14 protein-coding genes are annotated in these 14,504 nt (G+C 29.6%); 11 read left to right on the top strand and 3 right to left on the bottom strand.

The genetic code is table 11. The annotated features are described in order from the left end of the window. Positions 1-55 precede the first annotated feature (55 nt). Positions 56-3,682, top strand: coding sequence for a M1 family aminopeptidase (locus D1816_RS04485; RefSeq protein ID WP_118501349.1), 3,627 nt, complete (start codon positions 56-58; stop codon positions 3,680-3,682). 59 nt (positions 3,683-3,741) lie between these two features. Here the strand turns inward: D1816_RS04485 and D1816_RS04480 are convergent, their stop codons facing one another. Further along, positions 3,742-4,830 (bottom strand): M57 family metalloprotease, encoded by a 1,089-nt coding sequence (locus tag D1816_RS04480; protein WP_118501348.1) that lies wholly within the window; start codon positions 4,828-4,830, stop codon positions 3,742-3,744. 374 nt (positions 4,831-5,204) lie between these two features. Between D1816_RS04480 and D1816_RS04475 the strand changes: the two genes are divergently transcribed. Next, complete coding sequence (locus D1816_RS04475) at positions 5,205-5,549, top strand: hypothetical protein (RefSeq protein ID WP_066309970.1); 345 nt, start codon at positions 5,205-5,207, stop codon at positions 5,547-5,549. 47 nt (positions 5,550-5,596) lie between these two features. Here D1816_RS04475 and D1816_RS04470 read toward each other — a convergent pair whose 3' ends face one another. Both D1816_RS04470 and D1816_RS04465 read right to left on the bottom strand, forming a co-directional pair. Further along, on the bottom strand, positions 5,597-6,031 hold the full coding sequence (locus D1816_RS04470; protein WP_118501347.1) for a hypothetical protein: 435 nt from the start codon (positions 6,029-6,031) through the stop codon (positions 5,597-5,599). 2 nt (positions 6,032-6,033) lie between these two features. Next, the gene (locus D1816_RS04465; protein ID WP_118501346.1) at positions 6,034-6,480 is read right to left on the bottom strand and encodes a hypothetical protein; all 447 of its coding nucleotides are present in this window, start codon (positions 6,478-6,480) and stop codon (positions 6,034-6,036) included. A gap of 259 nt (positions 6,481-6,739) precedes the next feature. Here D1816_RS04465 and D1816_RS04460 point away from each other — a divergent pair, with 259 nt between their 5' ends. The 9 genes from D1816_RS04460 (at position 6,740) to D1816_RS04420 (ending at position 14,494) form a co-directional block, all read left to right on the top strand. Further along, on the top strand, positions 6,740-7,561 hold the full coding sequence (locus tag D1816_RS04460; protein ID WP_118501345.1) for a universal stress protein: 822 nt from the start codon (positions 6,740-6,742) through the stop codon (positions 7,559-7,561). A gap of 229 nt (positions 7,562-7,790) precedes the next feature. Further along, complete coding sequence (locus D1816_RS04455) at positions 7,791-8,276, top strand: RNA polymerase sigma factor (protein ID WP_118501344.1); 486 nt, start codon at positions 7,791-7,793, stop codon at positions 8,274-8,276. A gap of 4 nt (positions 8,277-8,280) precedes the next feature. Further along, positions 8,281-8,895, top strand: a complete 615-nt coding sequence (locus D1816_RS04450; protein WP_118501343.1) for a hypothetical protein — start codon at positions 8,281-8,283, stop codon at positions 8,893-8,895. 93 nt (positions 8,896-8,988) lie between these two features. Beyond that, a complete protein-coding gene (locus tag D1816_RS04445; RefSeq protein ID WP_118501342.1) occupies positions 8,989-10,389 on the top strand; it encodes a S9 family peptidase in 1,401 nt (466 codons plus the stop codon). Positions 10,390-10,483: 94 nt separating this feature from the next. After that, positions 10,484-11,530 (top strand): AraC family transcriptional regulator, encoded by a 1,047-nt coding sequence (locus tag D1816_RS04440; RefSeq protein ID WP_118501341.1) that lies wholly within the window; start codon positions 10,484-10,486, stop codon positions 11,528-11,530. A 101-nt stretch (positions 11,531-11,631) separates the two neighbouring features. Next, on the top strand, positions 11,632-12,396 hold the full coding sequence (locus tag D1816_RS04435) for a type 1 glutamine amidotransferase domain-containing protein (RefSeq protein WP_118501340.1): 765 nt from the start codon (positions 11,632-11,634) through the stop codon (positions 12,394-12,396). Between the two features lie 19 nt (positions 12,397-12,415). Then, positions 12,416-12,832, top strand: a complete 417-nt coding sequence (locus D1816_RS04430; protein WP_118501339.1) for a nuclear transport factor 2 family protein — start codon at positions 12,416-12,418, stop codon at positions 12,830-12,832. Positions 12,833-12,860: 28 nt separating this feature from the next. Further along, entirely contained in the window at positions 12,861-13,310 is a 450-nt protein-coding gene (locus D1816_RS04425) for a DUF4440 domain-containing protein (RefSeq protein ID WP_118501338.1), read from the top strand. Between the two features lie 77 nt (positions 13,311-13,387). Continuing rightward, complete coding sequence (locus D1816_RS04420) at positions 13,388-14,494, top strand: alanine racemase (RefSeq protein ID WP_233565299.1); 1,107 nt, start codon at positions 13,388-13,390, stop codon at positions 14,492-14,494. Positions 14,495-14,504 lie beyond the last annotated feature (10 nt).

Genomic DNA, 14,504 nt, shown 5'->3' with positions numbered 1-14,504 from the left:
GGCATTCTAAACTATTTTTTTAATACCTCTTTTCTAATAAATACAAATCAGTTTTATGTGGTACGAAATATTCAAATTTGAACTTAAATATAGAGCTAAACGACCAGATACTTATATATACTTTGGTATTGTTTTCTTGTATGCAATCATTGCTGTAGATTTCCTTTTTGAAGGTAATTTGGATCCCATTCAGAGAAATGCACCTATTGTAATTGCAAGAACTATGGGTATTATCTCTGCTCTTTTTATGATGATTACTTCGATGATTATGGGGGTAGCGGCTTTAAGAGATTTTGATCATCGTATAGCGTCTTTAATTTTCATTAACCCAATTAATAAAAAGGATTATTTGTTAGGTAGATTTTTAGGCTCTTTTGTAATTTTACTCTTCATTTTTAGTGGATTACTTGGCGGTATGATCTTAGGAGATATTATGCCATGGGTAGATCAAAATACTATTTTACCATTTAATTTCTGGCATTACTTTCAACCTTTTATTTGTTTAGTAGTACCTACACTTTTTTTTGGAGGAGCTATATTTTTTGTAACCGGGGCTTTAAGTCGCAAATTAATTGTTGTCTATACCCAAGGTATCTTTTTTTTAATGATATATCTGCTTACTATTAATTTGGCTAAAGATTCAGATTATAATCTATTTACCGCATTTATTGACCCATTCACTTTTCAAAACATTAGTATAACAACTCAATTTTGGAGTGTTGCTGAGCGTAATTCATTAGTAATACCATTTGAAGGGATTTTAATGTATAATCGTTTGTTTTGGATAACTATCGGGATTATATCATTAATTATTGGGTATTATAAGTTTAAATTTACAGTGATAAGTGATAAAATTAAAAAACAACAAGCTTTGATCACTTTAGATGTTACTAAGGAGATAGTAGATCACTATAATAATGTTAGACTTCCTTCTTTAACTATGAATTCAACAGAAGGTATAAAGTTTAAAACTACACAACTACTAACACAAGCCCTATTTAACTTTAAATCTATTATTAAAGGCCTTCCTTTTTGGACAATTGTGCTTTGTGCTTTGGGGATAATTCTCTTAAGTTCTTTTGATTTAGGAACTTCTTTTGGAGTTGATAGTTATCCTACTACCTATATTGTGATTGGTGAATTGATAGAAAATACAGTACTGTTTTTTTTGCTCATCATTATATTTTATTCAGGAGAACTAGTTTGGAAGGATAGAGATAATAATATAAATGGTATATCAGATACTTTACCTATATCAGACTTTGTCAATTTATCGGCTAAGCTTATTGCACTTTTATCGGCTACGACTATATTGATATTTGTTATTATAAGCTCTGGTATTATTTTTCAAACTGCAAAAGGATATTATAATTATCAACTTGACCTTTATTTTATAGGTTTTTTTGTCGAAGTTTTCCCTTTCCTTTTTCTACTGAGTATTATATGTTTCTTAATTCAAGCTCTCTTGAACCATAAGTTTTTGGCACATATAATAGTTGTGATATTTATATTCGTTTCGACAATTTTACTCAATATTTTAGGTTACGATCATGGGTTGTATTCTTTTGGAGGTTCTGATTTAGGTGCATATTCAGATATGAATGGTTATGGCCATTTTATTGAACCTTTTATTTGGTTTAAAATATATTGGATTTCATTTTCTTTAGTACTCTTTATTTTTGCAGCACTAATTTCGATACGTGGAGCTGAAACAAATATAATATCCAGATGTAAGGTTGTTAAAATAAGATTAAGCAAACGGCTAAAAATATTAGCTATAATTTGTGTACTTGTTTTTGGCATCTCTGGAGCGTATATATTCTACAATACTAATATTTTAAATACATATTCAACTACAGCTACAGAGAATATTCACAGAGCTGAGTACGAAAAAAACTTAAAAAAATATGTATATTTAAAACAACCTAAAATTGTCGACATTAATTTAGTAATTGACTTATATCCAAGTAAAAGAAGTTTCGAGGCCAAAGGGTATTTTATATTAGTCAATACACATGATCATTTAATCAATGAAATTCATGTTCAAAAAAAACCTCAAGAACAAATAAACTTAACGTATGTAGATTTTGAAGGTGGGTATAATCTTAATACTAAATATGAAACATATGGTTATCATATTTACGAACTTCATAAACCCTTAAAGCCTGGGGATTCTATTAAAATGAAATTTAAACAAGATTATGTTAACCAAGGTTTCACAGAGAAATCTAATACGGACATTGTTTATAATGGTACTTTTTTTAATAATTTTTATTTTCCGACAATAGGGTATAATGATAACATAGAATTAGATGATGATGAGGAGCGAGAAAAACATAATCTGAAGCCAAAAATTAGAAGAGCAAAAATAAACGACTCCAGAGCGTTGCTTCAAGGTAGGTCTGGAGGTGATGGCGAAGAAATTAATTTTGAAATTATCATTGGTACCGAAAGTAATCAAATTGGTGTTGCGCCGGGATACCTGCAAAAAGAATGGATAGATGGTAATCGCAAATATTACCACTATAAAATGGATAAACCCATGTCAAATTTTTATTCGATACTTTCTGCAGAATATCAAGTCAAAAAAGATCAATGGAATTCATTAAATACAGATGCAGCGGTAGACCTTGAAATATATTATCATAAAGGTCATGAATATAATTTGAATAGAATGATGAATGGCATGAAAAAGTCATTCGATTATTTCACAAAACATTTTAGTCCATATCAATACAAACAAATGCGGATAGTAGAATCTACCAGTTACAAGAAAAGAGCACAATCATTTCCGAATATTGTTCCTTTTTCAGAAAGTATTGGATTTATAATGGATATTAACGATGAAGAAGATGTAGATATGCCTTTTTATATTACTGCTCATGAAATGGCTCACCAATGGTGGGGACATCAAATTAATCCTGCCGATGTACAAGGAAGAGGAATGCTCTCAGAAACACTAGCGCAATACGCTGCAATAATGGTACTAAAACAAGAATATCCAGAAGAAAAAGTACGGCAATTTATAGAAACTGAAAGAAAGCGTTATCTAAAAGGTAGGGCAGCAGAAAAAGGACAAGAAATGCCACTATATTTGGTAGAGTCTGGGCAAGAATATATTCATTATGGAAAGGGAGCTTTAAACATGTATGCTTTTCAAGATTATATTACAGAAGACAGCGTTAATATCGCTTTAAAACGTTTTATAAGAGATTGGGATAGTTTTGAAGGGATTAAAAAGAAGAACACAAAAAACTATCCTACTACTTTAGAATTATTAAAATATTTTAAGGAAGTAACCCCCGATAGTATGCAATATGTTATAAATGATCTCTTTGAAACTGTTACTTTATATAATAACAGAGTAAAGAAAGCCAATTTCAAGAAGGTTTCGGATAAAAAATACGCTGTAAATATAACGATCGAAGCACAAAAATATAAAGTTGATAGTTTAGGGATAAAAGTTCCGATTGGTATTAATGACTGGATAGATATAGGTATTTATACAGAAGACAGTGGCTATAAGGAAATTACATACTTACAAAAACATAAAATCACAAATAGAAATACAGTATTACAAATTTTAGTGGATAAAAAACCCGTAAGTGCAGGGATAGATCCTAAACATATACTAATAGATAAAAATGTAGATGATAATGTGATGCATTTAACCGAAAAATAATGATATATATACCCTACAATCATTTTAATTGGCTGCAGGGTATATACTAAGGTTATAATCTAAAATCCAATTCCGCCACCACACTGATTTGCTGTTACATAAATTGTAGCAAAACTACTACCATACTGGTTTGTAGTCTTAAGTGTAATCGTATAATTACCTGGTTGATTCGCAATCATTGTTATTTCATGTCCTGGAAAAACGACGGTGTCAACAAACAAATTGGGAGAATTAGACGTGAGTTCATAAGTGTCTGCTCCTGGAGATACCGGAAGTCTATATGGATCTGATTGTACAAAAACATTGGTACAAATAGTTGGGTCAGGAAATCTAGTGTATGCTCTTGGTAAACCAACCCAAACAATTGGAAATAAGTATTCTATAGCAGTTATGTCTCCAGAACTAAAATTATCTATGGTGCATGCTTGTCCACCATTCATAACAGATTGTGAATCTGTGCTTGGAGTTCCGGGAATTAGAGTTCCAAAAGACTGATTAGTGTGTGTTATACCTAAATTATGTCCCAGTTCATGTTGAACATTAGAAATTCTCATGTTTTGAGTAATAAGTCCTCCACAAAACAAATTAGAATTAAAATCTGGATTTATCCAAATTCCAACACCTGGTAGACCATTGGCTGCAGGAAATTCACCGCGTCCAAAAACATTACTAGCTAAATTAACCCCTGAATCATGCGTATCATACATAATTTGAATATGTGCATTGGCAATAGATGTAGTAACTGTTAAGTTTAAGCTTGAGTTAATAGCATTCCAGCGACCAATTGCAGAAATTGAAGCATTTCTCCAAGCAGTATTCATACCTGGATTTAAATAAACATTGATGTCGTTTATTGTTACAGAATTGGGATGTTCTCTTTGTTTTGTATTTGTATTCGAAGGAGAACGATATTTTTTGTTTTTGTAAAAAGTAATATCGCCGTCGACTAAATAACGATCTCCAAGATCTTCGATAACATTTTCTGAAAACCCCCAATTACGAATACTTTGTAATACCGAATCATTTTCTGTAGGGATTTCATTTTGTGTTACATTATCATCTTCTATTAAGTTATCTTCTGAACATCCTGTTAGGATAATGACAAAAAATAAACCTAATGCAAACAGGTTTTTAAGTGCTTGTTTCATTTTTAAGAGTATTTATATGACGCCCTACTTTGATTTAAGGAGTGTTCGGGACAAGTAATTCTCCTATACTAGTATGTTTTAATTTAAATGAGAATTTTAGTATCGATCGTTATACTAAAAAGGGGTAGGAATGATTAAAAAAGGTTTTTTAGGAACTAAAAACCCTTTCATAAGTATAAAGATATTGAATTAAGCATATAACATAGTTAAAGTAATACGAAGAAAAAGTTAAAATCATATTTTAAAATTCTAATCGTTGTTATAATAATACTGGCTTTACTAAAAAATAAGAATAAACTATGTTAGAATACTTAAGCTGAATTTATTTAAAAAATGGTTAAATTTGTTTTTTTAGAAATACCAATTTTTAAATTATGAAAAACATTCTCTTAACCCTAATCATAGTATTAACTTCTAGTTTTAGTACTATTAGTGCAAATGAAATCAAAGAAGTAGAAGTTAAATTTAATGGTCAATCAGATAAGGCTTATTATTTTACGACTACAGATACAGAAAAAGTGATGGAAATTACTTTTGTTAGTAAAAAGGCAGTCTCTAAGTATGATCTAAATAAAAAAGAATATATTGGAAAGACCTTTATAATTACTTATGAGATTGATACGATCGAAGTAGATGACAAATCATCTAAGAGTGATGTAGAAGTAAAACAGTTTAAAAAAAGACTTATCTTAATAGATATTAAAGAAAGAAAAATTTAAAAACACTTTTTATAGGTTAAGTGTCTTTTTATTAGAAATGTAACGTGTTAGATTTTCTTTCTTAACGCTTCTATAAAATCGGCTTTCATCCAATAAATATCTCCCTTTTTTCCGAAAAAGAAATAGTTGCTATCAGGTGATACATAGGGACCATAACCACGCATATCCCATCCTTTTTCCTTTTTGAAGTATGCACTAAAAGGAATGGGCATTGACCATTTGTGCTTAACTTTAAAGCTTATATGAAATTGATTTGACCAATTTAGTGGCATAAATATGATGTAGTCGTTATCTGGTGAAACAAAAAACTCAACAATTGGATTAAGTATATAGGGGAGTGGTTTAGGAGCAGTTATTTTACCATTAATAACTTTAGCAGAATATGCCACACGATCAAATCTGTCATGAAAGTAAAACGTACTATCTTTTGTTATTTGTGCAAGTCCAAACCCCTCTTTAGCGGTTACATTTGGGGATATCACTTTTAGTGTTGACCATTCGTTATTTTTTTTTTAGAAAAAACGATTTGTCCAGTGACTCCTTTTTTTGTAGGTTTTATAGGTTGTTCCATGTATAGAATATTTCCATCAGGGTTAAATATTGGATAACCTGCTATTACTTTTCTTGAAAATACTGCTGTATCTGGAGTAGACCATTTAGAATTTTCGAATTTGGAATACATGGTACGAGGTTTAAAATAATTATTATTTCCATCAGGATGTCTTCCAAAAAATGCTTCCTTACCATCAGGTGAAAAACATATTTTTTCTTCCCATCTGTCATCTAATGAAACAATTCCTTTTGCAAAAATTACAATAGAATCATTTGGAGGGGGTACAGCGTTAAAATAGTTTATAGTATTGTGATCTTGCCCAATACCTTGATAAAAAAGTATTATTAATGAAATTAATGTAAAGAATTTAGTTTTCATAATTGGTTACTATTTTTATATAATAGACAAATTTACAGGGGTTTGTACTGAAAAAGAGATCATATCACTTATATACTATAACAAATAGTTAAGTGCCGGTTTTGTAGGTATAGTCCTGTATACGTTAGAATTATATTAATCAAAAGTTAAACTATTATATATTGATAGTAATAGTGTTATATTTATGTTGTATAACTTTCATTGTTAAGTAGTTGTGCTGTTTATTTTAAATAGCTCGTTCACCCTAAAGAATATAACTATGCATACTAAACAATCATATTTTAAATATCGTTTATTAGTATTAATGGATTTATCAAAAGCTTCTCTTGTAGCATTAGATAATGCAATACAATTGGCAGAAGTGGTTAATGGTAATGTAGAAGTTTTTCATGTGAAGGCACCTACAGATGTAGTTAGATACGAAAATCAATATTCTGCAATCACCGAGATTCATGAAGATTATCATAATACAATGTTAAGATTACGAAATATTATTACTAATGCAGAAAAGAAAAACCATATCCAGATTAAATATCAAATGGCATATGGTAATATTAAAATAGCTATTAAAGAACATATTGATAAAGTACAACCTGATATTATTCTTTTAGGTAAAAGAAAATCCAAATTCATTGACTTTTTAAGTAACGGTATTACAAAATTTGTTTTAAAACACAGTACATCCAATATTCTTATTGCAGGAGAAAGTTATAGATTTCATTCATATTCGGATATTTCATTAGGGATATACGGTAAAACTTTGAGAAAACATGGTTTTCAAATTATAAATGATTTAAATCAGAAAGGAACAAAACCAACTCGTATTTTTAATATAGGTAATAAAAAAGAATCAGAAAATGAATTGTTGCCCAATAAAAGAAATGTTGTATCCTATGTTTTTTCTGAAGGTGCTAATACTTTAGATGCTATAGCTTCTTATGTCTCTAAAACAAATACGCAATTATTTTGTATACCAAGAAATTCTACAAATGATCGTACTTTATTAAAATTAGGTAAGGTAGAAACTCCAATAAAAGGAGTAATAAATAAATTAAACATCCCAATACTTTTTTTGAGATAATCATGAATAAGTAAAACGTAATACTGGATTATTGCTACGTTGTCAGCACCTTGTTTATAATAAGCAAGGTGTTTTTATTTGTGTTATACCTAACTTGAACATAAAACGATTTAAATTGTATTTGTTTTACCCTAAGTAATGGTCGAATTTATATGATCTGAAAAAATAATTTAAATTTTTTGTGCTTTTTTAATACTAGCAAACACTAATAGAGTATAACTGATTTTTAATGAATAAAGAAGAAACATTTATTAGATTGATAAAAAAGAATGAAGGGATCATTTATAAGATTACTAAAGTATATACCCATACTAGTAATGATCAAAAAGATCTATATCAGGAGATTGTTTATCAACTATGGAAAGGGTTCGATTCTTTTAGAGGAGATGCTAAAGTGAGTACATGGATGTATAGTATTGCTTTAAATACGGCGTTGTTATATTCAAAAAAAGAAAAGAGAAGAGGATATAATATATCTCTGGACAATGTATTTCTAAAAGAAGAGAATTATGATCCTGTACTCGAAGAACGACTGAAAATAGTGTATTCTCAAATAAAAAATTTAGGAGATATAGATAAAGGAATCATCATTTTATTTCTAGAAGGAAAAAAGTATGAAGAAATTTCAAAGATTACAGGACTAACAGTAAGTAATGTGGGTACCCGGATGGGAAGAATAAAGGAAAAGTTAAAGACAATCATCATTAAAAAATAAGCATATGGAATTGGAAGAAATGCAAGCAATATGGTCCCAAATGAGTGATCAAATTGAAAATCAAAAAAGATTAACAAACAAACTTATTATGGAAATGACGCAAGAACGATTTAAAAATAAAATAGGAATAATTTCAAAATATGAAGGTATGGGAGCATTAATATGCTTTGCAGCTGCTATTTTAATCCTATTTCAACTGTCAAAACTAGACACATGGTACCTTTTAACATCTGGTATTTTTACTATAGCTTACTTGATATTTTTACCGATTTATATTTTAAGATCTATTAATACTATGAAGCGGATAAATATTATCTCTAATACGTATAAAGAGACTCTTATAGAGTACGCAAAGAATAGAAAACAGTTTTTGTTTTCGCAACGATTAGGGATATACCTAAACTTTATCCTAATGATAGTAAGTCTTCCCGTTATTATAAAACTTTTTAAAGATGAAGATATTTTTGTTACTAATGTTGAAGTGTTGTACTGGTATATCCCTATCATGACTCTATTTTTAATTTTCTTTTCTAAGTGGGGATATGGTAAATACAAACGACTAACTGCTTCTGCAACAAAAATCCTAGAGGAGCTTCAGGAACCCAAAACTTTGAGTTAGAAAAAGAAACTCAATCACTACAAAAAATAAAGTTTAAAAAATAGCCAAAAAAGTTGGCAGGATACACTACACACTATTTTTAAAATTATAAGTATGAAAACTAGATATATAACAATCATTTTCTTATTTTTTTCATTAGTTTCATTTTCCCAGGAAATTAAAGGAATCTGGAGCGGAGGGATAAATGTAGGAGAAAATAAAACCATAAATTTCACTTTTACAATTACCAAAGAAGGACAAAGTTATAGCACGATAATAGACATTCCGACTCAAAGAATTAAAGGAATAAAAGCACAATCAACAAATTATAAAAGAGATAGTCTGGTTATTGACTTTTCTAATGTTGGAATGTTCTATAAAGGAGTTTTTAAAACCAACTACAGTGAAATCAAAGGAAGGATTACAGAAGGGCTAAATTCTTTTGTATTAAATCTAAAGCGAGATAAAATAAAAACTAATAATACATTAAATAGACCACAAGAACCTATCAAACCCTATCCATATTTAGAAGAAAATGTTTATTTCGAAAATAATAAAGATCAAATACGTTTAGCAGGTACGTTAACAAAACCATTTGGAAATAAAAAATTTCCTGTTGTAATTTTGATAAGTGGAAGTGGCCCTCAAGATAGAGATGAAACCATATCAAAGCATAAACCATTTTTGATTCTTGCCGATTACTTAACAAGAAAAGGAATAGCTGTATTACGATATGATGATCGTGGATTTGGAGAGTCAAAAGGAATACATTCAGAAGCAACAACATATGACTTTGCAACAGATGTTTTGAGCGCTGTTAAGTATCTGAAATCACGCAATGATATAGACAAAAATGCAATAGGACTTATTGGTCATAGTGAAGGCGCAATTATAGCACCTTTAGCAGCTAATAAATCAAAAGATGTAGCTTTTATCATATCGTTAGCCGGTACAGGTATTTCGGGAACAGAACTTTCTATAATGCAATCAAAAACGTTACGACCATTTCCTGTACCTGATGAAAAAATATATGAACAGGCAATTAGGCGAGCTATAGAAATAGCAAAACAGGATAAAAAAATACCTATTATCAAATTAGAATTAAAAAAACATTATCAAGAAACCATTGCGCCAATACTTAAAAACCTAAGTGTTTCCGATATAGAGATAGATAGAATATTAAATAGTCTTGTAGCCATGCGTACTACAAAATGGGTACGATATTTTTATGGGTATAATCCTGCGGTAGAATACGAAAAATTAAACATACCCGTTTTATCCTTAAATGGGAGTCTTGATACCCAGGTTCCGGCTAAAATAAATCAAGCTGGATTGCGACAAGCGTTGATAAAAGGAAAAAATAAAGATTTTAAAATTATTGAACTAGAAGGTTTAAATCATTTGTTTCAAAATGCAAAAACAGGTAATATGAATGAATACTCAGAAATAGAAGAAACATTCTCTCCTAAAGCTCTTGCTATACTATCTGATTGGATTTTGACTCATGTAGAATAGTATAATTCTAATAGAGATAGTTTTACTAAAATTGAGGGGGTATAGATATCAATAATAAATTTATACTTTATATATTTACTTCTTTTCAATTTAAATGGATCTAGAACAGCAATTACTATTTCTTTTTAGTGCGTTAGGAGCTTTTAATGGATTTTTTTTAAGTATTTATTTTGCGTTTTTCTCAAAAAAGAAACTTATATCCAATTATTTCCTTGCTGCTCTTTTACTTATGCTTAGTATACGTATTATTAAATCAGTGTTTTTTTATTTTAATCCTAATTTATCAGAAGTTTTTATACAAATAGGATTATCAGCATGCGTATTGATAGGTCCGTTTTTATATTTATATAGTAAGGCTATAGTACAGCATAATAAAATGAATGGTAGCTGGATGTTTCATGTTATTCCTGTTATTTTAATAGTTACAATACTAGGACTAGTATACCCATATTGGTCATATAAACGTCTATGGTCTGGCACAATCGTAAGGTTAATCTATTTACAATGGTTGATCTATATTGTAATAACAGGGATATGCTTAAAAGATGTTTTAAAGAAATTAGTCTCTAAGAATGTAAAAATAAAAGATCTCGAAATTTGGATGATCAGTATTTTTGTCGGAGTTACCATTATTTGGATTGGGTATAATATAGGATCATACACATCATATATCGTTGGTGCTTTTTCCTTTTCATTTGTATTTTACCTTTTAGTTTTATTTTGGGTTTTTAGACGAAAAAAGAATTTCTTGTTTTTTGAAGAACATATAAAATATGCAAATAAAAAAATTCATAATAGTGAAGCGGAATCTCTTCAAAAACGTTTAGATGATATTATTGTAGAAAAAGAACTATTTAAAAACTCAAACTTAAAACTAAATGATGTGGCAGGTCAATTAAACATTGTTCCACATTATCTTTCTCAATTTTTAAATGATAATTTAAACAAAAGTTTTTCTGTATTTATTAATGAATATAGAATCGAAGAAGCTAAACGATTGTTGTTAAATCCAAATAACAAATATACAACCGAGGCTATAGGGTATGAATGTGGATTCAATTCTAAATCTACATTCTTTACTACTTTTAAAAAGATAACGGGTGTTACACCAACAAAATTCAAAAATAACGCTAATCCCTAGTATAGACATTCGGTACTGAATTATAAATCCGAACTTCGGTTTTATAACATCAAATCTATAACTTCATTAGATATTTCAAATTGCTTTAAAATTAGTAGCACATGAGAAATATTAGTAGTGTGGTATTCATCATCTTGATATTATCAGGATGTACAATGTCTCAAAATAATACAACAAAGAAACCTAAAATTTTATTTGTAACTTCAAATCAACATACATATGGTAGTACAGATATGAATACCGCCAATCATTTTGCAGAAATAGTATTGGCTTATGATGTACTTATCAAAGCAGGTTTTCAAGTTGATTTTGTGAGCCCAAACGGAGGGGCTATTCCTATTGGCTACTTAAAAACTTCTGACAGTATCCAGAAAAAGTATATTTATGATGCTAAGTTTATGAATCTTCTTAAACATACACTTACACCAGATATGATTAATGTTTCATCATATAAAGCCGTATATTATAGTGGTGGTGGAGCGGCAATGTTTGGTGTTCCTGAAAATAAAAGAATACAAGATATTACCATGAAAATTTATGAAAACAATGGTGTTATATCAGCAGTTTGTCATGGTACTGCAGGAATAATAAATCTAAAAGACCCCAGCGGAGAATATGTCTATAAAGGAAAAAAGATAAATGGTTTTCCTGATATGTTTGAGAATAAAGACGCAAAATACTATCAAGAGTTTCCTTTTTCTATACAAGAAACTATAAATCAAAACGGTGGTAATTTTATCTATTCTAAGCATGGTTGGGATGCATATCATAAGGTTGATGATAGAATAATCACAGGACAAGATCCAACGGCTTCTATTGTTGTGGCTCAAAAAATAGTAGAAACACTCAAAAAACAAGAAAATTAATACAATTAAAACTTAAGACATGAAAAAAACAATTTTTACAGTACTACTTTTTATTTTTGGTACAATAGCAACCTATGCTCAAACTCCTGAGCATGATCAGGTAAAAGCAACAGTATCTTATTATTTAGAAGGGGGAACAAACAATGATTTTGAAACATTGAAGAAAGCTTTTCATAAAGATGCAACCATGAAATTTATTTCTAATGCAGGGTATAAAGAGGTAAATGCATTAGAGTTTTTTAAAAAGGTAATAAAGCCGGGCCCAAAACAGAATAGAAAAACAAAAGTGGTCTCTATAGATGTAGAGGGTACTTCGGCTCAGGCAAAACTAAGAATCGATTATGATACTTTTGCCTTTATTGATTTTATGAATTTGCTTAAGATCGATGGAGAGTGGAAAATAGTCAACAAAATATTTTATAGATCAAAGAAGTAATATCATCAAATTTAAATCACGAACAGTAATGAAATCAATACAAACTTTATTTATCATAATGTTAATGTATAATCTGGGGTTTAGTCAGGTATACAATGGAGATAAAAATGACATCAATATAATTTTAAAGAATGCTCAAAATTTCTCGAAGTATGTAATGGCTTCAGATTATGATATGATCGGGAAATCGTACACTAAAGACGCTAAAATATTTCCTAGCAAAAGTAAAATTATTGAAGGTACAGAATCGATTGTAAAATATTGGGAATTGCCAGAAGATGTGCAAATTAAATACCATAAGATTGAACCTAGTGAAATTACCATTGTAGACGATACAGCCTATGATTATGGATATTATGAAGGTAAAACCAAAAAAAGTAATGATAAAGAAATCTCCTGGAAGGGCAAATATGTGATTGTTTGGAAAAAAATTGGTGATGATTGGAAGATGTATTTAGATATTTGGAACGGTATTTAAATAACTACTCGTATCATATCATAAAGGATTGTACTACTTTTATATTTCAATTTTGGTAAATATAAATGCATAACAATATGAAATGGTATAACATCTTAAATATCGATGAGATTGATTCTCCCTCTATAGTATTATATGAAGACCATTTAAAGCATAACTTAAACACCATGATTACTATGGTGGATAATGATTTGTCTAAGTTAATGCCTCATATTAAAACGAATAAAATGCCAAAAGTGATTCGCCAAATGATCACTCTTGGCATTAAAAGTTTTAAAACAGCAACTATTGCCGAAGCAGAAATTGCAGCAGTTGAAGGTGCTACACATGTTTTGATAGCACATCAACTAGTAGGACCTAAAGTAATGCGTTTTATAGAGTTAATTAAAACATTTAAGAATACCCGATTTTCTACCATAGTAGATAATATTGATTCAGCTAAAAAATTACATCATGAAGCTGTAAAGCATGCAATTAATATACATATCTATATCGATATTAATAATGGTATGGATCGTTCTGGTATTGAAATAGGTATAGGTCTTGAAAATCTTATCGAGCAAATAGATAAATGCTTATCATTGAATTTTTTGGGATTTCATGTGTACGATGGACATTTAAGAACCCCTGACTTTAAACAGCGCAAAGATAGGGTAGAAGAAGGGTTTAAAAATATTACCACCTTTTTTGAAACCCTTAAACATAAATATCCCAATATAGAGATAATAAGCGGAGGGACACCTTCTTTTACTTCGCATTTAACTGAAAAAGATAGAATTTGTAGCCCAGGAACCTGCATACTTTGGGATTGGGGATATGACCAAAAACTTACAGAACAAGAGTACAAATACGCAGCTCTAGTAATTACCAGAGTTATCTCAAAACCTAAAAAGAATGTCATTACTATTGATCTTGGACATAAAGCAATAGCATCAGAAAATCCTATAGATAATAGAGTTAAGTTTTTAAACCTCTTTGATTATGAATTGATATCTCAAAGTGAAGAGCATGGTGTGCTTAGCGTGCAAAATTGGAATGACATAAAAGTTGGAGATGTTCTTTATGGAGTTCCTTATCATATTTGTCCAACCATAAATTTATATGATGAAGTCTCTGTAATTGTACACTCAAAAAAGATAGATAGTTGGGATATCACTGCTAGAAAAAGAAAAATCACAATTTAATTTAACTTCT

It is taken from the genome of Aquimarina sp. AD10 (genome assembly GCF_003443715.1).
Lineage (GTDB): Bacteria > Bacteroidota > Bacteroidia > Flavobacteriales > Flavobacteriaceae > Aquimarina > Aquimarina aggregata.
The sequence above is the reverse complement of the archived record's forward strand: the minus strand, read 5'-3'. Positions and strand labels throughout refer to the sequence as shown.